Origin of the sequence: Janthinobacterium sp. Ant5-2-1 (genome assembly GCF_001445815.1) — a bacterium.
Classification (GTDB): domain Bacteria; phylum Pseudomonadota; class Gammaproteobacteria; order Burkholderiales; family Burkholderiaceae_D; genus Janthinobacterium; species Janthinobacterium lividum_E.
On the sequence record NZ_LNCE01000064.1, the window covers coordinates 1 to 21,288 of the forward strand.

The 21,288-nt window shown below is 64.3% G+C and carries 22 protein-coding genes; 19 read left to right on the forward strand and 3 right to left on the reverse strand.

Annotated features, from left to right (window positions below; translation table 11 throughout):
* Positions 1-2: 2 nt before the first annotated feature.
* The 11 genes from ASN89_RS20335 (at position 3) to ASN89_RS20385 (ending at position 11,577) form a co-directional block, all read left to right on the forward strand.
* A complete protein-coding gene (locus ASN89_RS20335) occupies positions 3-611 on the forward strand; it encodes an energy transducer TonB (protein WP_058050550.1) in 609 nt (202 codons plus the stop codon).
* Positions 612-697: 86 nt separating this feature from the next.
* Positions 698-1,630, forward strand: coding sequence for a MotA/TolQ/ExbB proton channel family protein (locus ASN89_RS20340; protein ID WP_166448878.1), 933 nt, complete (start codon positions 698-700; stop codon positions 1,628-1,630).
* Between the two features lie 5 nt (positions 1,631-1,635).
* On the forward strand, positions 1,636-2,064 hold the full coding sequence (locus ASN89_RS20345; protein WP_034754165.1) for an ExbD/TolR family protein: 429 nt from the start codon (positions 1,636-1,638) through the stop codon (positions 2,062-2,064).
* Between the two features lie 105 nt (positions 2,065-2,169).
* On the forward strand, positions 2,170-2,601 hold the full coding sequence (locus tag ASN89_RS20350; protein ID WP_176741207.1) for an ExbD/TolR family protein: 432 nt from the start codon (positions 2,170-2,172) through the stop codon (positions 2,599-2,601).
* 78 nt (positions 2,602-2,679) lie between these two features.
* Entirely contained in the window at positions 2,680-3,891 is a 1,212-nt protein-coding gene (locus tag ASN89_RS20355; RefSeq protein ID WP_046685965.1) for a tetratricopeptide repeat protein, read from the forward strand.
* Positions 3,892-4,081: 190 nt separating this feature from the next.
* A complete protein-coding gene (locus ASN89_RS20360; RefSeq protein ID WP_058050551.1) occupies positions 4,082-5,053 on the forward strand; it encodes a bifunctional riboflavin kinase/FAD synthetase in 972 nt (323 codons plus the stop codon).
* Positions 5,054-5,120: 67 nt separating this feature from the next.
* Entirely contained in the window at positions 5,121-8,021 is a 2,901-nt protein-coding gene (gene ileS, locus ASN89_RS20365; protein ID WP_058050552.1) for an isoleucine--tRNA ligase, read from the forward strand.
* 83 nt (positions 8,022-8,104) lie between these two features.
* Positions 8,105-8,614 (forward strand): signal peptidase II, encoded by a 510-nt coding sequence (gene lspA / locus ASN89_RS20370; protein ID WP_046685968.1) that lies wholly within the window; start codon positions 8,105-8,107, stop codon positions 8,612-8,614.
* Positions 8,615-8,630: 16 nt separating this feature from the next.
* On the forward strand, positions 8,631-9,851 hold the full coding sequence (gene coaBC / locus ASN89_RS20375; RefSeq protein WP_058050553.1) for a bifunctional phosphopantothenoylcysteine decarboxylase/phosphopantothenate--cysteine ligase CoaBC: 1,221 nt from the start codon (positions 8,631-8,633) through the stop codon (positions 9,849-9,851).
* A 35-nt stretch (positions 9,852-9,886) separates the two neighbouring features.
* Positions 9,887-10,336 carry a dUTP diphosphatase gene (gene dut / locus ASN89_RS20380; protein ID WP_034785229.1) on the forward strand — a complete coding sequence of 150 codons (450 nt, stop codon included), beginning with the start codon at positions 9,887-9,889 and terminating at the stop codon, positions 10,334-10,336.
* 137 nt (positions 10,337-10,473) lie between these two features.
* Positions 10,474-11,577 carry a M48 family metallopeptidase gene (locus ASN89_RS20385; RefSeq protein ID WP_058050554.1) on the forward strand — a complete coding sequence of 368 codons (1,104 nt, stop codon included), beginning with the start codon at positions 10,474-10,476 and terminating at the stop codon, positions 11,575-11,577.
* 31 nt (positions 11,578-11,608) lie between these two features.
* Here the strand turns inward: ASN89_RS20385 and ASN89_RS29335 are convergent, their stop codons facing one another.
* On the reverse strand, positions 11,609-11,749 hold the full coding sequence (locus tag ASN89_RS29335; protein ID WP_200969093.1) for a hypothetical protein: 141 nt from the start codon (positions 11,747-11,749) through the stop codon (positions 11,609-11,611).
* 98 nt (positions 11,750-11,847) lie between these two features.
* On the opposite strand from ASN89_RS29335, the gene ASN89_RS20390 reads away from it, so the two are divergent.
* From ASN89_RS20390 to ASN89_RS20410, 5 genes are all read left to right on the forward strand, one after another.
* Entirely contained in the window at positions 11,848-12,855 is a 1,008-nt protein-coding gene (locus tag ASN89_RS20390) for an XdhC family protein (RefSeq protein WP_058050555.1), read from the forward strand.
* A gap of 81 nt (positions 12,856-12,936) precedes the next feature.
* Entirely contained in the window at positions 12,937-13,842 is a 906-nt protein-coding gene (locus ASN89_RS20395; RefSeq protein WP_058050556.1) for a DNA-3-methyladenine glycosylase family protein, read from the forward strand.
* A 57-nt stretch (positions 13,843-13,899) separates the two neighbouring features.
* Positions 13,900-14,271, forward strand: coding sequence for a hypothetical protein (locus ASN89_RS20400; RefSeq protein WP_058050557.1), 372 nt, complete (start codon positions 13,900-13,902; stop codon positions 14,269-14,271).
* Positions 14,272-14,292: 21 nt separating this feature from the next.
* Positions 14,293-14,808: an RNA polymerase sigma factor gene (locus ASN89_RS20405; RefSeq protein WP_058050558.1), complete on the forward strand. Its 516-nt coding sequence runs from the start codon at positions 14,293-14,295 to the stop codon at positions 14,806-14,808.
* Positions 14,805-15,596, forward strand: coding sequence for an anti-sigma factor family protein (locus ASN89_RS20410; RefSeq protein WP_058050559.1), 792 nt, complete (start codon positions 14,805-14,807; stop codon positions 15,594-15,596). The genes ASN89_RS20405 and ASN89_RS20410 overlap by 4 nt, the downstream gene beginning before the upstream one ends.
* Here ASN89_RS20410 and ASN89_RS20415 read toward each other — a convergent pair.
* Positions 15,593-16,813, reverse strand: coding sequence for an MFS transporter (locus tag ASN89_RS20415; RefSeq protein ID WP_058050560.1), 1,221 nt, complete (start codon positions 16,811-16,813; stop codon positions 15,593-15,595). The two genes, ASN89_RS20410 and ASN89_RS20415, sit on opposite strands and share 4 nt — an antisense overlap.
* 137 nt (positions 16,814-16,950) lie before the next feature.
* Between ASN89_RS20415 and ASN89_RS20420 the strand changes: the two genes are divergently transcribed.
* Positions 16,951-17,913 carry a LysR family transcriptional regulator gene (locus ASN89_RS20420; RefSeq protein ID WP_082654675.1) on the forward strand — a complete coding sequence of 321 codons (963 nt, stop codon included), beginning with the start codon at positions 16,951-16,953 and terminating at the stop codon, positions 17,911-17,913.
* Here the strand turns inward: ASN89_RS20420 and mug are convergent.
* On the reverse strand, positions 17,846-18,367 hold the full coding sequence (mug, locus tag ASN89_RS20425) for a G/U mismatch-specific DNA glycosylase (RefSeq protein ID WP_058050561.1): 522 nt from the start codon (positions 18,365-18,367) through the stop codon (positions 17,846-17,848). The two genes, ASN89_RS20420 and mug, sit on opposite strands and share 68 nt — an antisense overlap.
* A 152-nt stretch (positions 18,368-18,519) precedes the next feature.
* On the opposite strand from mug, the gene ASN89_RS20430 reads away from it, so the two are divergent.
* The gene (locus tag ASN89_RS20430; protein WP_058050562.1) at positions 18,520-18,996 is read left to right on the forward strand and encodes a (2Fe-2S)-binding protein; all 477 of its coding nucleotides are present in this window, start codon (positions 18,520-18,522) and stop codon (positions 18,994-18,996) included.
* On the forward strand, positions 18,993-21,288 hold a 2,296-nt coding region (locus ASN89_RS20435; protein ID WP_058050563.1), incomplete at its 3' end, for a xanthine dehydrogenase family protein molybdopterin-binding subunit. The genes ASN89_RS20430 and ASN89_RS20435, both read left to right, overlap by 4 nt.

A 21,288-nucleotide genomic window follows, 5' to 3' on the forward strand; every position in this document is an offset into this window, starting at 1 on the left:
CTATCGTTGTCCTGCTGCACGTTCTCGCGGCTTACGGGATCGTGACGGGCTTGGGCAAGCGGTTGGTCACCAAAATGATGGAACCGGTTGAAACCAAGATTATCGAGGAAGTCAAACCGCCTCCACCGAAGGATCTTCCACCGCCACCACCGCCGCCAGAAATGAAAGCGCCACCGCCGCCATTCATTCCGCCAGTCGAGGTGAACGTGCAGCAGCCGCCACCACAGCAAAACGTGATTGCAAATACGACTGCTGTGAAGCCAGCCACGAATGTATTGGCACCGCCGGCACCGCCTGCACAGCCTGCGCCAACTCCTGGACCAGCCAAATCGGTGCGTACGCCGGCCGTGGTTGACTTCAGTGTCTGCGAAAAGCCGGCTTATCCAAAGTCGTCGCAGCGCAATGAGGAAACCGGTGTGGTGACACTGTCGTTCCTGATCGGTGTAGACGGCAAGGTCGCTGATTCGAAGATCGTGAAGTCCAGCGGCTTCAGAGACCTGGACAAAGCCGCGGTGCAAGGTATCAGCCGCTGTACATTTAAGCCGGCAACAGTAGACGGCAAGCCGGAACAAGGCTGGCAGCAAATGCAATACGTTTGGTCGCTGGATTAAAACCCGAGGCAGTTATCCCCTGTCTCACACTATGATTTCGTTGTCATTACGTTCAGCGATCTGTTATTTTTAATTTTGGAGGAAGCATGTTTAAGAATACCCGTTTGTCCGCATTTTTTGCCGCGGTTCTGTTGTCCGTTACCGCTACTACCGCTCTGGTAGCAGCTCCGGCATTCGCTGACGCGCCAGCATCGGCTGCCGCTTCGGCTCCAGCGGCAGACGCTGCAGCAGCACCAGCACCAGCTGCTGATGCAGCAGCTCCAGCAGCAGACGCAGCAGCTCCAGCCGCTGATGCAGCAGCTCCAGCCAAAACTGAAGAAGTCCACAACCCGTTCGGCCTGCAAGCAGTGTGGGACGGCGGCTTCGTGCCACGCGCCACCCTGATCATCCTGGCCATCATGTCGATCGGCAGCTGGTACATCATCATCACCAAGCTGATGGATCAAATGAAGATCTTCAAGCAAGCTAAAGAAACCGCTGCCAAATTCTGGAAAGCACCTTCGATCGCTGCTGGCTCGGCAACCCTGACCGAAGGCTCGCCATTCCGCTTCATCGCTGAATCGGGCACCAAGGCAACGGCTCACCATGACGGCGCCCTGCTGGAACAAATCGATCTGTCGACCTGGGTGACGATGTCGATCCAGCGCGCTTCGGACAAAGTCCAATCGCGTCTGCAAGATGGCCTGTCGTTCCTGGCAACCGTTGGTTCGACCGCACCGTTTATCGGTCTGTTCGGTACCGTTTGGGGTATTTACGGCGCGCTGACCAACATCGGCATGACCGGTAACGCTTCGATCGATAAAGTTGCAGGTCCAGTTGGTGAAGCACTGATCATGACCGCTTTCGGTCTGCTGGTCGCCGTTCCTGCCGTTCTGGGTTACAACTGGCTGGTGCGTCGTAACAAAACCGCAATGGAAGACGTACGCTCGTTCAGCGCCGACGTTCACTCGGTACTGATCTCCGGCGCAATGTCGACCAGCGAAGCTGGCCGTGCTGCCGGCGCTAAAAAGATCGGATAAGAATCATGTCGATGTCCGTCGGCTCCGACAGCGGAGATGAAGATCAAGTAATGTCAGAAATCAACACGACGCCGCTCGTCGACATCATGTTGGTTTTGCTGATCATTTTCTTGATCACCAGTCCGGTTGTCCTCAAATTGCAGAAAATCGATCTGCCGATCGAGGCCAACCAAGCCCTTCAAAGCAAGCCAGAAAACGTCAACATCGTTGTCAACAAGGATGGCGAGATTTATCTGGGCCAGAAGAAACTGAAAGATACGAGCGAACTGTTCGATTATCTGAAAGTTGAAGCAGTGAAAGTACCGCAGCCGGAAGTACACGTTCGTGGCGACCAAGAAACACGCTACGAATCGATCGGCCGGGTTATTTACACGACCCAACGTGCCGGGATCCAGAAGGTCGGCTTCATCACCGAACCACCTGACAAGGGCTGATAGCGACTGGCAGCGGCGCCCCGGCAACAAGGGCGCGCCACTGCCGGAAGCTGACCGGGCGGCAGTTTCGCCCGGTGCTTCGTTGGACTTCTTAAAGGAAACACTATGAGTATGAATGTCGGTTCGGGAAGCGCTCCAGGCGCGGATCCGGAACCAATGATGGAACTGAACATGACGCCCCTCATCGACGTGATGCTGGTGCTGATTATCATGTTGATCATCACGATTCCTAAGCAAAACCACTCGGTGAACTTGAACATGCCGGTCGGCACACCGCCGCCACCGACAACCGAACCAGTGGTCGTCACGATCGATGTCGATTTTGACGGTACGATCTTGTGGGACAATCAGGTCGTTCCTGACCGCGCTTCGCTGGAAGCCAAGCTGAGCAACGTCGCTGCGCAAGCAGACCAGCCGGAAGTGCATCTGCGTCCGAACAAGCTGGTGGAATACAAAGTCGTCGCCGGTGTGATGGCGTCGGCGCAGCGTCTGGGCGTGACCAAAATCGGTCTGGTCGGCAACGAGCAATTCCAGTAAGCTGCAGCAATCAGGTTCTCTTTACATCCGAATAGGCAGGACTTCCTGCCTATTCGCTTTTTACTGAAAGACTTTCTTATGTCCAAGTTTCGTCTCGCTCATCTCGGCCTCGTCATGGCCGCTATCGGTTTTACCGCAGCAACTCCCGTAATCGGCCTGGGCTCGCTGGCATACGCCGCGGACACCGTGCGTGCCGAAGTGGGCAAGCCACTGCAAGAAGCGCAAAAACTCGCTAGCAGCGGCAAAAACAAGGAAGCGCTGGCCAAGCTGCGCGAAGCTGACAGCGTCGGCGGCAAGACCGCCTTTGAAAGCTACCAGATCGAGCGCGTGCGCGCCTCGGCCGCTGCTGCCGCCGGCGACAACGGCACCGCCATCAAGGCGTTTGAAGCCGTCATCAATTCCGGCCGCCTGAGCGCCGCCGAAGCACCCAAATTCACGCAAGCGCTGGCAGGCATGTACTACCGCGCCAAGGACTGGCCGAACACCATCACCTGGATCAAACGCTCGCTGAAAGACCGCGAAGATCCACAGATGCGCGAACTGCTGATCCAGACCTACTACGTCAGCGGCAACTACGCCGAAGCGGCGAAGGAACTGCAATCGCGCGGCGGCAACTCGGAAGCGAGCCTGCAAATGCTGGCCAACATCCAGTTGAAGCAGAACGACAAGGCTGGCTATGTATCCACCCTGGAAAAACTGGCATCGAGCTATCCGAAAACCAGCTACTGGGCCGACCTGCTGAACCGCGTTTCCGGCAAACCTGGCTTCTCGCAGCGCCTCGGCCTGGACGTCCAGCGCCTGCGCCTGGCCAACGGCCTGTTCACCAAGCCGTCCGAATACATGGAAATCAGCCAGCTGGCCCTGCAAGCAGGCAATCCTGGCGAAGCGCTGAGCATCATCGAACAGGGCTACAAAAAAGGCGTGCTGGGCACCGGCACCGATGCCGCCCGTCACCAGCGCCTGAAAGACCTGGCCCTGAAGACCCAGGCTGACCTGAAGGCCAACGCCGCCAAGTCGGAAGCGGAATACGTCAAGAACAAGGACGCCGACAGCTTGAGCAAGCTGGGCTTCGCCCTGGTCTACGATGGCCAAGCCGACAAAGGCCTGGGCCTGATGAACGACGCCGTGAAAATGGGCACCGCCAAGTATGCGGAAGAAGCCAAGCTGCACCTGGGCATCGCCTACATCCACGCCGGCAAGAAATCCAACGCATCGACCGCGCTGAAAGCCGTCAAAGGCACGGATGGCGCGGCTGACCTGGCTCGCTACTGGGCATTGATGAATAAATAAGATAATATCGCCAAGATATTGTCGGGCAGCTAGTTGAGTGCCCATCGCGAAAAGCGTTGCCAGCACACCCGCCGGCAACGCTTTTTATCATTTCAGCAGGGAAATTGCCCCTGCGCCCGCCCTGCCGGGTGTGCATCCCTGAAACAGTCCGTATAATCCCCCTTTTGGCACAGTTTTTCATCAGATTCCTATGAAGGTATTCCGCGGACTTCCCAATGCCCAGGCACGAGCGCCTTGCGCTCTGACCATCGGCAATTTTGACGGTGTCCACATCGGCCATCAGGCCTTGCTGGCGCGCGTGCGCGAAGCTGCCACCGAACTCGGCATCGAAGCGGCCGTGATGACGTTCGAGCCGCACCCGCGCGAGTTCTTCGCGCAGCGCGCGGGCGACCTGTCGAAGGCGCCGCAGCGCATCGCCAACCTGCGCGACAAGCTGCAATCGCTGGAAGACGCCGGCATCGACCGGGTCGTCGTCGAGCACTTCAGCGCCCAGTTCGCCGCCTTGACGCCGCAGGAATTCACGGAAAAAGTCCTCGTCGACGGCTTGCACGTGAAATGGCTGATGGTCGGCGACGACTTCTGCTATGGCGCCCGGCGCGCCGGCGACGTCGCCATGCTGCAGGAAGCGGGTCGCCAATATGGTTTCCACGTAGAAACATTACCGACGGTGATGAATGGCAGCACGCGCATCTCCTCGTCGGCCGTGCGCCTGGCCCTGGCCGCCGGCGATTTCCCGCTGGCCACGCAGCTGCTCGGTCATCCTTACGCCATTTCCGGCCATGTCATCCACGGCCAGAAGCTGGGCCGCACGCTCGGTTTCCCCACCCTGAACCTGCGCGTGGCGCACCGCCCCGCCCTGTCCGGCATCTTCATCGTGCAGGTACACGGCCTGGGGCCGGCACCGCTGCCCGCCGTGGCCAGTCTCGGCGTGCGCCCCACCGTCGACGACAGCGGCCGCGTCTTGCTGGAAGTGCATCTGTTCGATTTCGCCCAGTCCTGCTACGGCAAGCTGGTACGCGTGGAGTTTCTGGAAAAGCTGCGCGACGAAGAAAAGTACGACGACTTGCCCACCCTGACGGCCGCCATCGAGCGCGACTCGAACCAGGCGCGCGCCTACTTCGAGCAGCGCAGCGGCGCCATTACCGCCACCGACCGAATTTGACGCCGGCCAACTCCGCCGACTGGCGGCACCTGCCGCCGCAAACCATTCAATATCATTAAAGAAGATTATGTCCGATCAAAACAAGCCAGCCACGCCCAAGCAGAACAAGAAGCCTGAAAGCAAATACCCGGTCAACATGACGGAAACCCCGTTCCCGATGCGCGGCGACATGGCCAAGCGCGAGCCGCAATGGGTACAGCAATGGCAAGACAAGAAAATCTACGAACGCGTGCGCAAGGCTGCCGCCGGCCGTCCGAAATTCATCCTGCACGACGGCCCGCCGTACGCGAATGGCGACATCCACCTGGGCCACGCCGTCAACAAGATCCTGAAGGACATGGTCGTCAAGTCGCGCTCGCTGGCCGGCTTCGACGCGCCGTATGTACCGGGCTGGGATTGCCACGGCATGCCAATCGAGATCCAGATCGAAAAACTGCACGGCAAGAACCTGCCGACGGCCGAAGTGCTGGAAAAGGCGCGCGCCTACGCCAACGTGCAGGTCGAGCGCCAGAAGAAAGACTTTATCCGCCTGGGCGTGCTGGGCGAGTGGGACAACCCGTATTTGACGATGGCGCACGGCAATGAAGCGGACGAATTGCGCGCGCTGGGCAAGCTGCTGGAAAAAGGCTATGTCTACCGCGGCCTGAAACCCGTCAACTGGTGCTTCGACTGCCAGTCGGCCCTGGCCGAGGCGGAAGTGGAATACGCGGAAAAACGCGATCCCGCCATCGATGTCGGCTTCAAGTTCGCCGAGCCGGCCAAACTGGCGGCCGCCTTCGGCCTGCCATCGCTGCCGACCGATAACGGTTTCATCGTCATCTGGACCACGACGCCGTGGACCATCCCGTCGAACCAGGCGCTGAACGTGCACCCGGAAGTCAAATACGCACTGGTGAAAACCGAGCGCGATGGTCAGCCATTGCTGCTGATCCTGGCGCAAGACCTGGTCGTGGCCAGCCTGGCGCGCTTCAAGCTCGAGGGCACGACGATCGCCACCTGCGACGGCGCGGCCCTGGCCGGCATCAGCTTCCGCCACCCGCTGCATGCGAGCGACGCTTTCTATGACCGCCTGTCGCCTTTGTACCTGGCCGAATACGTGACCACGGAAAGCGGCACGGGCGTGGTGCACTCGGCGCCAGCCTACGGTCTGGACGACTTCATCTCGTGCAAGGCGCACGGCATGAAGGACGACGACATCATCAAGCCCGTCATGGGCGACGGCAAGTTCGCCTCGACCCTGCCCCTGTTCGGCGGCATGACCATCTGGGAAGCGTCGAAGCCGATCTGCAACGCCCTGCGCGAAGCGGGCGCGCTGTTCGAAGTCAAGATGTTCGACCACAGCTACATGCATTGCTGGCGCCATAAGACGCCGATCATCTACCGCGCCACCTCGCAGTGGTTCGCCGGCATGGACGTGACGCCGAAAGACGGCGGCGCGACCCTGCGCGAGACGGCCCTGAAAGGCATCGCCGACACCGAGTTCTTCCCGGACTGGGGCCAGGCGCGCCTGCACGGCATGATCGCCAACCGTCCCGACTGGACCCTGTCGCGCCAGCGCCAGTGGGGCGTGCCGATGGCCTTCATCGTGCACAAGGAAACGGGCGACCTGCATCCGCGCACGCCGGAACTGCTGGAGCAAGTGGCCAAGCTGATCGAAAAAGACGGCATCGAGGCATGGCAGGCGCTCGATCTGAAAGACCTGATCGGCGACGAAGCGGCCATCTACGCCAAGAACAAGGACACCTTGGACGTGTGGTTCGATTCCGGCGCCACGCACCAGACGGTGCTGGGCGGCCCGCAAGGCCACGGTTCGCACTCGACGCAGCTGCAATTCCCGGCCGACCTGTACCTGGAAGGCTCGGACCAGCATCGCGGCTGGTTCCACTCGTCGCTGCTCGTGTCGTCGATGCTGAATGGCCGTCCGCCGTATAAAGCCCTGCTGACGCACGGCTTCACGGTCGATGGCGAAGGCAAGAAGATGTCCAAGTCGCTGGGCAACACGCTGGCGCCGCAAAAGATCTCGGACACCCTGGGCGCGGACATCCTGCGCCTGTGGATCGCCTCGACCGACTACACGGGCGAGCTGTCGATCTCCGACGAGATCCTGAAGCGCGTGACGGAATCGTACCGCCGCATCCGCAACACCCTGCGCTTCCTGCTGGCCAATACGTCGGACTTCAATCCGGCCACGGACGCCGTGCCGGTGGCGGAGATGTTCGAGATCGACCGCTATGCGCTGGCCAACATGGCGTCGCTGCAAACGCAGATCGAGAACAACTACGCGCGCTACGAATTCCATCCGGTCGTGTCGAAGCTGCAGACGTACTGCTCGGAAGACCTGGGCGGCTTCTATCTGGACATCCTGAAGGACCGGTTGTACACCTCGGGCCTGACGTCGCACGCGCGCCGTTCCGCGCAGACGGCCCTGTGGCACATCACGCAAAGCCTGCTGCGCCTGATGGCCCCTGCCCTGTCGTTCACGGCCGAAGAAGCTTGGGCCGTCTTCGCAGGAAGCGAAGCGTATGCCGCCAGCGATGAAACCATCTTCACGCAAACCTGGTGGCAGCTGCCGGAAGTGTCGGACGCCGCCGCCCTGCTGGAGAAATACACGGCACTGCGCGCCGTGCGCACGGACGTGACGAAACAGCTGGAAGACTTGCGCACCTCTGGCGCCATCGGTTCGTCGCTGCAAGCGGAACTGACGATCAAGGCCGCGCCGATGAAGTACAAGCTGCTCACCACCCTGGGCGAGGACTTGAAGTTCGTCTTCATCACCTCGCAGGCAACGGTGGCTGAAGTAGCCGACGAAGCGGCCGAGGAAGTGGTCGTGGCCGCGTCGACGGCGCCGAAGTGCGAGCGCTGCTGGCACTACCGTGCGGACGTGGGCACGGACGCCGCGCATGCTACTCTGTGCGGCCGCTGCGTCAGCAATCTGTTTGGCGCGGGCGAGAAACGCCGCTTCGCATAAAACAGCGCGGGACACGTTCCTGCGCCGCTTCCCACCGCCGCTGCCCGCAAGGGTAGCGGCGGTCTTATCTTCCCTGGAAAAATATGGCCACTAAAAACCGTTTTTCATCGAAATCGTCATCTTCGGCGTCGCTCGTGCCCTGGCTGGGCATTGCCGCCATCGTCATCCTGTTCGACCAGATCACCAAGATCACGATCCTGAAGACCTTCCGCTATGCGCAAGAGATGGTCATCACCTCGTATTTCAATCTGGTGCTCGCGTATAACAAGGGCGCCGCGTTCAGCTTCCTGTCCGACCAGGGCGGCTGGCAGCGCTATTTTTTCACCGGCATCGCCCTGGCGGCCGCCATCTACATCGTCTATCTGCTGAAAAAGCACGCGGGCCAGCGCATGTTCTGCTGGGCTCTGGCGCTGATCCTCGGCGGCGCGCTGGGCAACGCCATCGACCGCCTGGTGTACGGCCACGTGGTCGACTTCCTCGACTTCCACTGGAAAAGCTGGGGCCATTTCCCCGCTTTCAATATCGCCGACAGCGCCATCTGCATCGGCGCGGCCCTGTTCATCATCGATGAACTGCGCCGGGTAAACAAATAACACGCGGGAGAACGGCATGGAATTGTCCGGCAAAAAAATCGTCCTGGGACTGTCAGGCGGCGTCGCCTGCTACAAGGCGGCGGAACTGTGCCGCGCGCTGACCAAGGCCGGCGCCTCGGTGCAAGTGGTGATGACGGATGCGGCCAGCCACTTCATCACGGCCGTCACGATGCAGGCCCTGTCCGGCCACCCCGTGCACACGAGCCAGTGGGATGCGCGCATAGCCAACAACATGGCGCATATCGATTTGACGCGCCATGCGGACGCCATCCTGATCGCCCCGTGTTCGGCCGATTTTCTGCGCAAGCTGGCGCACGGCGTGTGCGACGACCTGCTGTCGACCCTGTGCCTGGCCCGCCCATCCCACCTGCCCCTGCTGGTGGCGCCGGCCATGAACGTGGAAATGTGGCAGAACCCGGCCACGCAGCGCAATGTGCAGCAGCTGCGCGACGACGGCATCAAGCTGTTCGGCCCAGCCGCCGGCGAACAGGCGTGCGGCGAAGTGGGCCTGGGCCGCATGCTGGAACCGGAGCAATTGCTGACGGAACTGATCGCCGCCTTCCAGCCGAAAGTCCTGGCGGGCAAGCGCGTGCTGGTCACGGCCGGCCCCACGTTCGAAGCCATCGACCCCGTGCGCGGCATCACCAATCTGTCCTCGGGCAAGATGGGCTATGCGGTGGCGCGCGCGGCGCGCGAAGCGGGCGCCGAGGTGCTGCTCATTTCCGGCCCGACGGCCCTGGACGCGCCATTCGGCGTGCGCCGCATCGACGTGCAAAGCGCGCAGCAGATGCATGACGCCGTGCTGGCCCACGTCGACGGCCAGCACGTCTTCGTCGCCGTGGCCGCCGTGGCCGACTGGCGCGTGGCCAACGCCAGCGACCAGAAGATGAAAAAGCAGGCCGACGGCTCCGTGCCCGAACTGCAGTTCGTGCAAAACCCCGACATCCTGGCCACCGTGGCGGCACGCACCAACCTGGCCGGCTATCCGTATTGCGTGGGTTTTGCCGCCGAATCGGAAAATCTCGTGGAGTTCGGCTCGACCAAGCGTGAGAAAAAGGGTATCCCCCTCCTGGTCGGCAATATCGGCCAGAACACCTTTGGCCAGGACGACAACACCATCATCCTGTTCGACGAGGAAGGCCATACCGTGCTGCCGCGCGCCTCGAAACTGAACCTGGCGCGCCAGCTGATCTCGGAAATCTCGAAGCGCATTGCCAAGAATTCGCTGCTCAAATAATCCCTTTAAACGACTTAGCTTAGTTAGTTAGATTCATGAAAAATATCGACATCAAGATCCTCGACGCCCGCATGAAAGAACTGCTGCCGGCCTACGCCACGCCAGGCAGCGCCGGCCTGGACCTGCGCGCCTGCATCGACGAGGCCATCACCATCGAAGCCGGCCAGACCGTGCTCATTCCCACCGGCCTGGCCATCCACATCGGCGACCCGTCGTATGCGGCCATGATCCTGCCGCGCAGCGGCATGGGCCACAAAAACGGCATCGTATTGGGGAATCTGGTAGGCTTGATCGACTCCGATTACCAGGGCCAGCTGATGGTATCGACCTGGAACCGGGGCCAGAGCGCTTTCACGCTCAACCCCATGGAACGCCTGGCGCAACTGATTATCGTGCCGGTGCTGCAAGTGGGCTTTAACGTCGTCGAGGAATTCGGCGACAGCGAACGCGGTGTTGGCGGTTTCGGCAGCACCGGCAAACATTAACAGCGACTGACAAACCGTAGCGAGCGGATGTGAGTTGTGGCTGAGAAGCGGAGCTGTGCGAATGCACAGTGAGCATCGGAGGCCGCAAATCGCGCCGCGCAGTAGGTTTTGTCAGGAGCTACACGAAGGAATAGTCCATGCCAGGTTTCCGCCATCTGATCCCAGCCCCAACTTCGCTGCGCCGATTGGCCACTCCTCTCCTTTTGGCCAGCGCGGCCATCCTCGCCGGCTGTACCACGCCGGCGACGAATGTCAGCGGTCCGTTCAACGTCGTGCCGGCGCCCGATGCGCCCGCCTTCACGGCGCAGCAAAAGGCGGCGCAGGAAGAACTGGTGAAGATGGTGGCGCTGCAGGACCGCCTGTCGAAAGTCTCGGCGCCTCTGCTGATCAACAATGCGGACCTGTGCAAGACGTATGCGCGCAACCTGCTGGGCTTCACGGCGCAGAACAAGTATTCCTACCCTGGCATCTATGCCGACGCGGCGCAGGCGGCCCTCGGCTATGGCGAACAGATGCAGGTGTCCGGCGTCTTGCCGGGCAGCGGCGCCGCGCGCGCCGGCTTGCGCAAGGGCGACGGCTTGCTGGCCGCCGAAGGCAAGCCGCTGCCGGCCGGCCCGAAAGCGGAAGGCCCGTTCGGCGCCATCGTCGGCCCGCTGGCCTCGAAAAGCGCAAGCCTGAACATGACCATCGCCCGCGACGGCCAGCAGCAGGACCTGAAAATTCCCGTCACGCGCGCCTGCGCCTTCCGCGTCGCCCTGGGTAATGCGGACAATATCAACGCGTATTCGGACGGCGGACGCATCATGCTCACGCGCGGCATGGTCAATGCGGCGCAAAACGACGAAGGCATCGCCTTCGTCATCGCCCGCGAAATGGCACACAACATCCTCGACCACGCGCGCAGCCAGCGCACGGCAGGCACGGCCGGCAGCATCATCGACAGCCTCGGCGCCGTGCAGCCCGACGTGTCGATGCTGACGGGCGCCGCCGGCATCAAGGCCATGCCGCAGGAACTCGACGTGCAAGCCGACACTCTGGCCATCTACCTGCTGGCGCGCGCCGGCTACAACGTCGACAACGCCGCCCGCTTCTGGCAGCGCCTGGCCGCGCAAGTGCCGGCCACGGTCGCCAATGGCTACACGGCCCTGCACCCGGGCACCAACTCGCGCATGGCGGCCGTCAACCGCGCCGTCATCGACGTGCGCGCAAAGCAGGCGGCGAAGAAGCCGTTGAAGCCTTAAACGCCAAAGGCGCCTGATGCAGCAGGTTTGCTCAGGCGCCGGGGAAATTCGGGAAATAGGTGCCCATGACCCAGGTCAGGGCGCCGCAAAATACCACCGCCAGGAACAGGGCGATGAGCAGTTTGCCAAACTTGGGGATGCCGTCATCTTGCGTCTTTTGGTCGTTCGGCATGAAAACTCTCCGCAGGCTGTTGGAGAGCGTAGTATAGCCACAATATTGAAAAATATTCCATACTTTGCCGCGTAGCTGCGGCTTTCCTTCCGCGCCCCATGGACAGCATCGACCTTGAAGTTCTGAAAACCAGCGCCGCCTGGCTCGCCGCCGGCCACCGCTGCGAACTCGTCACCGTCATCAAGACGTGGGGCTCCAGTCCCCGCCCCGTGGGCGCCACTCTGGCCATCTGCGACGATGGCACGGTGGTCGGTTCCGTCTCCGGCGGCTGCATCGAAGATGACTTGATCGACACCGTGCGCGTGCACGGCATCGTGCGTACGCAGCCGGAAATCGTCAGCTACGGCATCAGCGCCGACGAGGCGCACCGCTTCGGCCTGCCCTGCGGCGGCACCATCGAACTGGCCATCGAACCGCTGCATGCGGACAGCCGTGTGGCCGAACTGCTGGCGCGCCTGGAAGCGCATGAACTGGTCGAACGCCGGCTCGACCTGCGCAGCGGCGCCGTCACCCTGCAACGTGCCACGCCGGGCGCCGTGCTGGCCCTGGAAGATGGCGTACTCACCACGCAGCACGGCCCCCGCTGGCGCTTGCTGATCATCGGCGCCAGCCAGCTGTCGCGCTTCGTGGCGCAGATCGCCACGGCCATGGATTACCACGTCATCGTCTGCGACCCGCGCGAGGAATACCGGGGCGGCTGGAACGTGCCCGGCGTGCCCCTGCTGCACGCCATGCCGGACGACCTCGTGCTCGAACTCAAGCTCGACAGCCGCAGCGCCGTCGTCGCCCTCACGCACGACCCCAAGCTCGACGACCTGGCCCTGATGGAAGCGTTGAAGTCGCCCGCGTTTTACGTGGGCGCCATCGGCTCGCGCGCGAATAACGCCAAGCGGCGCGAACGGCTGCTGCAGTTCGACGTCAGCGCCGAGCAGCTGGCGCGCCTGCACGGTCCCATCGGCCTCTACATCGGTAGCAAGACGCCGGCCGAAATCGCCATTTCCATCCTGGCCGAACTGACGGCCGTGAAAAATGGCGTGCCCGACGCCCTGCAGATCCAGCATGCGGCGGCACTTAGCCCGCCCACCACCGACATCTGCGCCCGCTAAAGGCACAAAGCAAGAAACGCGGTGCGCCCGCATCGCCTCCCTGACACCGTTCCTGATACGCTTCCTGATTTCCTGCCCACCATGACCCTGCTGCACTGGACCCTCCCCCTGCCCGCCGGCTACCGCCGCGACGACGTCATCGCCTTCCACAGCCGCGATGGCGAAGCCGTGGCCGAACAGGTCACCGAGACTGGCCTGCGCAAGGGCATCCTGCTGCAAGGCGTGCCGGTCGTGCTGCACGTCGCATTCACGGACGCCGCCGCCGTCTGCCGTGCGGAGATCGACGGCGATGCGGACCTTCAAACGCCGCTGCACGGCGCCTTGTTGAACATCCTCGGCCTGCGCATCGACCCGCAGCCGTTCGCGCAACTGGCCGCCAGCGACCCGCTGCTGGCGCCTCTGGTCAGCGTCAATCCGGACCTGCGCATCGTGCAATCGGCCAGCCCGTTCGAAGCGCTGACCTGGGCCATCATCGGCCAGCAGATCAACCTGCCGTTCGCCATTTCCCTGCGCCGCACGTTCATTCTGCAGGCGGGGCGCCGGCACGGCAGCGGCCTATGGTGCTATCCCGAGGCGCGCGACGTGGCACGGTTGTCGGTGGAAGAGCTGACCAGCCGCAAATTCTCGCGCGCCAAGGCGGAAACCGTGCTGCGCCTGGCGCGCCTCGTCGATGAGGGAGAACTGTCGCTGGAGCTGCCGGCGTCCGGCGACGTGGCGGCGATTTCCCAGGCGCTGCTGGCCGTGAAAGGCATCGGCCCGTGGACCGTCAACTACGCGCTGCTGCGCGGCTACGGCTATGCCGACTGCTCGCTGCACGGCGACGTGGCCATCCGCGCCGCCCTGCAAAAGCTGCTCGGCGAAGTAACGAAACCTGACATGGCCCGCACGGAACAGTGGCTGCGCCAGTACGCGCCGCACCGCACCATGGCGGCCGCCCACCTGTGGGCCAGCCTGCATCCAAAAAATAATCCGCCAGCGCGGGAATAAACGGTGGGCGGCATGCGTCTATCCCTTGCAAGCCCTCAAAACCTCAAGGAGACCATCATGCGTTTTACCACTTTTGCCGCCACCGCCCTGTTCACCGCCTTGTCCGCCCCGCTGGCTTTCGCCGCCGACGTCATGCCCGCCAACGGCATGCTGGTCAACGCCAGCGGCATGACCGTGTACGTGTTCGACAAGGATGTCGCCGACAGCGGCAAGAGCGCCTGCAGCGGCGGCTGCCTGGTGGCCTGGCCCGCCGTCATCGCCACCGAAGCGGCGCCCGCTGCCCCGTATGGCAGCATCAAGCGCGAAGACAACGGCGCCATGCAGCTGACCTACAAGGGCAAGCCCCTGTACCTGTACAAGGAAGACAAGAAGCCGGGCGACGTGGCCGGCGACAATTTCAAGAACGTGTGGCACGTCGTCAAGCCGTAAGCAGCCCTCCCCGCCGCCACGATGACCACGCCAGAGGATAGCCGCCAGTTGCAAGCGTGCCTGCCCGGCCTGCGCCGCTATGCGCGCGCGCTGGCAGGCGCCTTGCACGCGGATGACCTGGTGCAGGACACCGTCGAGCGTGCGTGGCGCAAGCTGGATCAACGCAGCGGCGAGATGCGGCCGTGGCTGTTCTCCATCATGCACAACCTGCACGTGGATCAATTGCGCCGCCCCGGCCTGGCGCTGCAGGAGCTCGACGACGACGCCCTGCTGCCCGCGCCCGAACGCGCGCCCGGGCAAGCCATCGCCATCGGCGAAATGGATGCGGCGCTGGCCCGCTTGCCGCTGGGGCAGCGCGAAGTGATCCTGCTCGTCGCGCTGGAACAGATGCCGTACGAGCAGGTGGCGGCCACCCTGGCCATCCCCGTCGGCACCGTCATGTCGCGCCTGTCGCGCGGGCGCGAGCGGCTGCGCGAATTGCTCGACGGCCGCCCCGCCGGCAGCCATGGCGCCCCCACCCTGAAAGTCGTGAAATGACAACGCAAGCCATCAGCGAAGCGCAATTGCACGCCCTGGCCGACGGCGTCCTGCCCGAGGAGCAGCGCGCGGCCATCGACGCCCACCTGCGCGCGCATCCCGACGATGCCGCCCGGGTCGACGCCTGGCGTGCACAGAACCGGCAATTGCGCGCCCTGTTCGACCCCGTGCTGGACGAAGCCGTGCCGCCGGCCCTGCTGCAATCGGCATCGCCACCGGCGGCAAACGGCGCCTGGCGGCGCCACGCCATGCAGGCGGCAGCGGCCGTCGTGCTGGTGATCGCCGGCGGCGCGGGCGGCTGGCTGCTGCGCGGCGATGGTGGCGACATGCGGACCGCCAGCGCCAGCCCGATCTCCCTGGCGCGCAGCGCCGCCATCGCCCACGCCGTCTACACACCCGAAGTGCGCCACCCCGTCGAGGTGGGAGTGGAACAGGAGGCGCACCTGGTGCAATGGCTGTCGAAACGCCTGGGCACGAAATTGCAGCCGCCCGCGCTGTCGCCGCTCGGTTATCACCTGATCGGCGGACGCCTGCTGCCCGGCGATGGCGACGGTCCCGTGGCCCAATTCATGTATGAAGATGGCGGTGGCAAGCGCCTGACCCTGTACGTGGCCAAGGAACGGGCCGGCAAGCAGGAAACGGCGTTCCGCTACACGCAGGAAAAGGAGCTGAGCGTGTTTTACTGGATCGACGGCCAGCTCGGCTATGCCCTCTCGGCGAGCCTGCCCAAGCAGGAACTGGGCAAGATCGCCGACGCCGTGTACGCGCAACTGGAGCAGCCACGCTAAGTGGCGCTTGCCGCCCGCTGCCGTGCGCGTGATCCGGCGAGGTGGATCGCTCCGGCCAGCAAGCCCAGTCCGACGCCAAACACCGCCACGCCCGTCCAACCGAAACGCTGCATCAGCCAGCCGCTTACCGCCACGCCGGCGGCGCCGCCGATGAAGGTCGCCGTCATGTACAGGCTGTTGATGCGGCCCTGGGCGGCCGGATCGACGGCAAAGGCGCGTGTCTGGTTGGCTACCAGGGCGGCCTGCACGCCGATATCGAGCACGATGACGCCGATCACCAGCAAGACCAGCGACGAGGCGGCGCCCGCCAGCAGCAGGTAGGACAAGGTCACTATGGCGATGCTGAGGCCAATGACCGTGCGCGAACCGAGTCTGTCGGTGGCCCTGCCGCCCACGGTGGCGGCCAGTGCGCCGGCCGCGCCGATGATGCCGAAGGCGCCGGCCCAGGCGCTGCCCAGGTGCCACGGGCCGTTGGCCAGCAGCGAGGCCAGGTTGACCCAGAACGCATTGAAGCAGGCCCACAACAGCGCCTGGATCAGCATCGATTCGCGCAGGGGACGATGGTCGCGCGCCAATAGCCACAACGACGCCAGCAAGCCAAGGTAGGAAAGCTGGCTACCCGGTTTCCCGCGTGGCAGCAAGGCCGCCGCCGCGATCCACACGGGCACCATGAAGGCCGCCTCCATCGCGTACACGGCGCGCCAGCCCCAGGCCTCGCCCACCACGCCGGCCACCGTGCGTCCCAGCAGGATGCCCACCATGATGCCGCTGACCACCGTCCCGACGGAACGGCCGCGCTCAGCGGGCGGCGACATGCTCGCGGCGAGCGGCACCAGTTGCTGCGGCACGCAGCTGACGATGCCCAGGCCAAACGATGTCCCGATCAGCGGCCAGATGCCGGGCGCCAGCGCCGCCGCCAGGGCGCAAACGAAGGCCAGCACGATCTGCCCCAGCACCAGGGTGCGCCGGTCGACGCGGTCGCCCAACGGCAGCAGCAGCGCCAGCCCCGTGGCAAAGCCCAGCAGCGCCGCGCCGGCGACCAGGTTGACGGCCGCCAGGTCGACACCGAGGCCGGACTGGATCAGGGGCAGGATAGGCTGCGTGCAATAGATGTTGGTGATGACCGCGCCGGCGATCACCGCCATCATGAGGATCTTGCCGCGCGGCGCGGACGCCACGGTGTGTGCATCGGGCGGGGAAATGGGTGTGGGTCGCATGGCGCTCTCCTTTTAAATTACCGCAGCGACGTGCCGCAGCGAAGGAGACCAGCTTACGTACTTGCACCAGCAAAGAGAATCTCATAAGATTGAGAATCATTCTTCCAATATTTGACAGGATCATATGAGAGCAAGCGATGGATAGGCTGGAATCCATGACCATCCTGCTGGCCGTGGTGGACGCGGGCAGCCTGTCGGCCGCCGCGCGCCATCTCGGCATGCCGCTGGCCACCGTCAGCCGCAAGGTGGCGGCGCTGGAAGCGCACCTCAACACGCGCCTGCTGCACCGCACGACGCGCCAGTTGTCGCTGACGGAAACCGGTCAAACCTACGTTGCCGCGTGCCGCCGCATCCTCGAAGAGATCGGCGAAGCGGAGCGTATGGCGACGGGCGAATATGCGTCGCCGAAAGGCGAACTGATGATCACGGCGCCCGTCATGTTCGGACGCCTGCACATCGTGCCCGTGGTGACGGCGTTCCTTGCCCGCTATCCGGACATCGAGATCAAGCTGGTACTGACGGACCGCGTCCTGCACCTGATGGACGAGCAGGTCGACGTGGCCGTGCGCATTGGCGACCTGCCCGACAGCAGCTTCGTGGCGACGCGGGTCGGCACGGTGCGCCGGGTCGTCTGCGCCAGCCCCGGCTACCTGGCCGCGCATGGCACGCCAACTGCGCCGGGCGACCTGGCCGCGCATGCCTGCATCAGTTTCGAAGTGCTGGAATCGCGGCGCGCCTGGGTTTTCGGCACGGGCAAGGCTGCGCAGTCCGTGCCCGTGCATTCGCGCCTGGCCGTCAATACGGTGGACGCGGCAATCGCCGCCGCCACCCTGGACGCGGGCGTGATCCGCGTGCTGTCATACCAGGTCATGGACGCCCTGCGCGGCGACAGGCTGCGCATCGTGCTCGCACCGTTCGAAGCGGCGCCCTTGCCCGTCAGCCTGCTGCACAAGGGACAAGCGCCGCTGCCCTTGAAATTGCGCGCCTTCCTCGATTTCGTCACGCCGCTGTTGCGCGCCGTGGCACTGGACGTCAGTCCAGCGCGCGTTGGAGTTCCGCATACGCGTCGACCAGCCGCTCCTTCGAATAGCCGCGATTGAGGCCACTGGGATTGGGCAAGATCCACACGCGCGCGCCGCCGAAGCGCTCCGGCTGTTCGCCCCACTCCAGCTGGCGTTTTCCCGTCATCGCCGCGTAGGCGGCCTTGCCCAGGAAGGCGATCCACTGCGGCCGCATCGATGCCAGTTTATGTTGCAGGCCCGCCGCCGCTTGCGCGAATTCGTCCGCCCCCACCTGGTCCGCGCGGCTGGTCGGGCGCCCGACGGCCGCCGTCAGCCCCAGTCCGAAACCGAGCACGCTGGCATCGTCTTGCGGCGCCACCAGATGCGGCGTGAAGCCGGCCAGGTGCAGCACGGGCCAGAAGCGGTTGCCGCGGCCGAGAAAATGGTGGCCAGCGACGGCCGCGTCCACACCGGGATTGAGGCCGCAAAAAACCACCCGCAAGCCGGGAGCGAGAATGTCCGGCAAGCCTTGCGCCGGTGTGATGTGTGCCATAGAAAACTCCCATATCAGAAGCCGCAGTATGCCACCGGGCCCCACGCCCTGCAGCGCATGGCGGCTGGTGCTACCATCCCATACTGATGAGCTAATCCGTTTAGCGGATGGCCGTCGCGCGTTCCCGCACCATCCCCCACAGAGGAATACACATGACGACCCTGACCATCAATGGCAAGCAGCACGACCTTGCACTGCCTGAAGACACGCCCCTGCTGTGGGCCTTGCGCGACGAACTGGGCATGACCGGCACCAAGTTCGGCTGCGGCATGGCCCTGTGCGGCGCCTGCACCGTGCACCTCGACGGCGAAGCCATCCGCTCCTGCGTGACGCCGATGTCGGCCGCCGCGGGCAAGAAGATCACCACCATCGAAGCCGTGGGCGAAGACAAGGTCGGCCTGGCCCTGCAGCAGGCGTGGCAGGAGCACGGTGTGCCCCAATGCGGCTACTGTCAGGCCGGGCAAATCATGTCGGCCACGGCCCTGCTGCACAAGACGCCCAAACCGAACGACCAGCAAATCCGCGACGCGATGAGCGGCAATATCTGCCGCTGCGGCACCTATACGCGCATCCACGCGGCCATCAAGCAGGCCGCCACCAGCATCAACGCAAAAGGAGCGGCCAAATGAGCACCCATGACACTCCGACTTTACATTCATCCGCGCGGCGCAACTGGCTCAAGGCGGCCGGCGCGCTGGCCGGTTTGACTTTGGTGGCCGGTCCTTCCGGCCTCGTGATGGCGGCCGACGCCGTCAAATACGGCGGCGACAAGATGGCTGGCGGCGTGGTCGACGACACGCTGGTCTTCCTGTCGGTGGCCGCCGACGGCATCGTCACCATCGTGGTGCACCGCTCCGAAATGGGCCAGGGCATCCGCACCAGCCTGCCCATGGTGGCGGCCGACGAACTGGGCGCCGACTGGGCGCAGGTGCGCGTGCAGCAGGCGCCCGCCGACGAAGCGCGCTACGGCAGCCAGGATACGGACGGTTCGCGCAGCATGCGCCACTCGTTCCGCGCCATGCGCCACGTGGGCGCCACGGCGCGCCTGATGCTGGAAACGGCGGCCGCCGTGCGCTGGGACGTGCCTGTGACGGAAGTCAAAGCCGTCAACCATGCGGTCGTGCATGCGGCCAGCGGACGCTCGCTGTCGTTCGGCGCGCTGGCCGAGGAAGCGGCCAAATTGCCAGTGCCGCCACGCGCGCGCATCAGCCTGAAAACGGCGGACGAGCTGCGCTACATCGGCCAGAACAGCACGCGCGGCATCGACTTGCACGACATCGTCACGGGCAATACCCACTTCGGCATCGACACGCGCCTCGACGGCATGGCGTATGCCGTCATCACCCGTCCGCCCGTCTTTGGCGGCAAGCTGAAAAGCGTGGACAAGACGGCGGCCCTGAAGGTGCCGGGCGTGCTGCGCATCGTCGAACTGGCGGGCAGCCCGCCGCCGGCCATGTTCAATCCGCTGGGCGGCGTGGCCGTCATCGCGCGTAACACCTGGGCCGCCATCAAGGGCCGCGAAGCGCTGGTGCTGGAATGGGAAGATGGCCCGAACGGCGATTACGACTCGAAAGCCTTCCGCAAGACGCTGGAAGCGGCCGTGCGCCAGCCGGCCAGCCCGGCGCGCGACCAGGGCAAGACGGTGGCTACCCTGGCCGCCGCTCCCGCCGCGCGCAAACTGAGCGCCGAATACTATCTGCCCCACCTGGCCCACGCCACCATGGAGCCGCCCGCCGCCACCGTGCGCATCGCCAACGGCAAGGCCGAAGTGTGGGCCTGCGTGCAGGCGCCGCAAGCGACGCGCAGCAACGTGGCCAAGGCCCTGGGCTTGTCGTACGACGACGTGACCGTGCACGTGACGCTGCTCGGCGGCGGCTTCGGGCGCAAATCGAAACCCGATTTCGCCGTCGAGGCGGCGCTGCTGTCGAAAGCCATGGATGGCGCGCCCGTCAAACTGACGTGGACGCGCGACGACGACCTGCAGCACGACTACCTGCATACGGTGTCCGTCGAACGGCTGGAAGCGTCGCTGGACGCGAAAGGCATGCCGACGGCCTGGCTGCACCGCACGGCCGCGCCCACCATTACCTCGACCTTTGCCGCCGGCGCGAACAAGCAGGCGCCGTTCGAGCTGGGCATGTCGGCCATCAACGTGCCGTTCGCCATTGCGAACATCCGCGTCGAAGTGCCTGAAGTGCCGGCGCATACGCGCATCGGCTGGTTCCGTTCCGTGTCGAACATCCCGCACGCGTTTGCCATCCAGTCATTCACGGCCGAACTGGCCCACGCGGCAAAGAAAGACCACCGCGACTACCTGCTGGCGCTCTTGGGCCCCGCGCGCAAGATCAACCCAGCCGACCTGTCCGACGGCTGGAACTATGGCGAAGACCCGGCGAAGTATCCGGTCGATATTGGCCGCATGCGCCACGTGATCGAGCTGGCGACGGCCAAGGCGGGCTGGGGCCGCAAGCTGCCCAAGGGACGGGGGCTGGGCCTGGCCGTTTCCTACAGTTTCGTCACCTATGTGGCGGCCGTGATCGAAGTGGAGATCAACGCGGCCGGCGAAGTCATCGTGCCGAGGGTCGACATCGCCATGGATTGCGGCCCGCAGATCAACCCGGACCGCGTGCGCTCGCAGATCGAGGGCGCCTGCATCATGGGCCTGTCCTTGGCCATGAGCGGCGAGATCAGTTTTAAGAATGGCCGGGTAGAGCAAAGCAATTTCCACGACTATAGCGTGCTGCGCGCCGCCGACGCGCCGCGCGTGATCCACACGCACCTGGTGCCGGGCACACTGGACATGGAGCTGGGCGGCGTGGGCGAACCGGCCACGCCGCCCATCGCCCCGGCCCTGTGCAACGCCATCTTCGCCGCCACGGGCAAGCGCATCCGCGCCCTGCCCGTGGGCATGCAGCTGGCGA

Bases quoted from the DNA above. Each gene is read 5' to 3' on its own strand.
- ASN89_RS20340 (WP_166448878.1), top strand. From the start codon at position 698: ATGTTTAAGAATACCCGTTTGTCCGCATTTTTTGCCGCGGTTCTGTTG.
- ASN89_RS20345 (WP_034754165.1), top strand. From the start codon at position 1,636: ATGTCGATGTCCGTCGGCTCCGACAGCGGAGATGAAGATCAAGTAATG.
- ASN89_RS20350 (WP_176741207.1), top strand. From the start codon at position 2,170: ATGAGTATGAATGTCGGTTCGGGAAGCGCTCCAGGCGCGGATCCGGAA.
- ASN89_RS20355 (WP_046685965.1), top strand. From the start codon at position 2,680: ATGTCCAAGTTTCGTCTCGCTCATCTCGGCCTCGTCATGGCCGCTATC.
- ASN89_RS20360 (WP_058050551.1), top strand. From the start codon at position 4,082: ATGAAGGTATTCCGCGGACTTCCCAATGCCCAGGCACGAGCGCCTTGC.
- ileS (WP_058050552.1), top strand. From the start codon at position 5,121: ATGTCCGATCAAAACAAGCCAGCCACGCCCAAGCAGAACAAGAAGCCT.
- lspA (WP_046685968.1), top strand. From the start codon at position 8,105: ATGGCCACTAAAAACCGTTTTTCATCGAAATCGTCATCTTCGGCGTCG.
- coaBC (WP_058050553.1), top strand. From the start codon at position 8,631: ATGGAATTGTCCGGCAAAAAAATCGTCCTGGGACTGTCAGGCGGCGTC.
- dut (WP_034785229.1), top strand. From the start codon at position 9,887: ATGAAAAATATCGACATCAAGATCCTCGACGCCCGCATGAAAGAACTG.
- ASN89_RS20385 (WP_058050554.1), top strand. From the start codon at position 10,474: ATGCCAGGTTTCCGCCATCTGATCCCAGCCCCAACTTCGCTGCGCCGA.
- ASN89_RS29335 (WP_200969093.1), bottom strand. From the start codon at position 11,749: ATGCCGAACGACCAAAAGACGCAAGATGACGGCATCCCCAAGTTTGGC.
- ASN89_RS20390 (WP_058050555.1), top strand. From the start codon at position 11,848: ATGGACAGCATCGACCTTGAAGTTCTGAAAACCAGCGCCGCCTGGCTC.
- ASN89_RS20395 (WP_058050556.1), top strand. From the start codon at position 12,937: ATGACCCTGCTGCACTGGACCCTCCCCCTGCCCGCCGGCTACCGCCGC.
- ASN89_RS20400 (WP_058050557.1), top strand. From the start codon at position 13,900: ATGCGTTTTACCACTTTTGCCGCCACCGCCCTGTTCACCGCCTTGTCC.
- ASN89_RS20405 (WP_058050558.1), top strand. From the start codon at position 14,293: ATGACCACGCCAGAGGATAGCCGCCAGTTGCAAGCGTGCCTGCCCGGC.
- ASN89_RS20410 (WP_058050559.1), top strand. From the start codon at position 14,805: ATGACAACGCAAGCCATCAGCGAAGCGCAATTGCACGCCCTGGCCGAC.
- ASN89_RS20415 (WP_058050560.1), bottom strand. From the start codon at position 16,813: ATGCGACCCACACCCATTTCCCCGCCCGATGCACACACCGTGGCGTCC.
- ASN89_RS20420 (WP_082654675.1), top strand. From the start codon at position 16,951: ATGGATAGGCTGGAATCCATGACCATCCTGCTGGCCGTGGTGGACGCG.
- mug (WP_058050561.1), bottom strand. From the start codon at position 18,367: ATGGCACACATCACACCGGCGCAAGGCTTGCCGGACATTCTCGCTCCC.
- ASN89_RS20430 (WP_058050562.1), top strand. From the start codon at position 18,520: ATGACGACCCTGACCATCAATGGCAAGCAGCACGACCTTGCACTGCCT.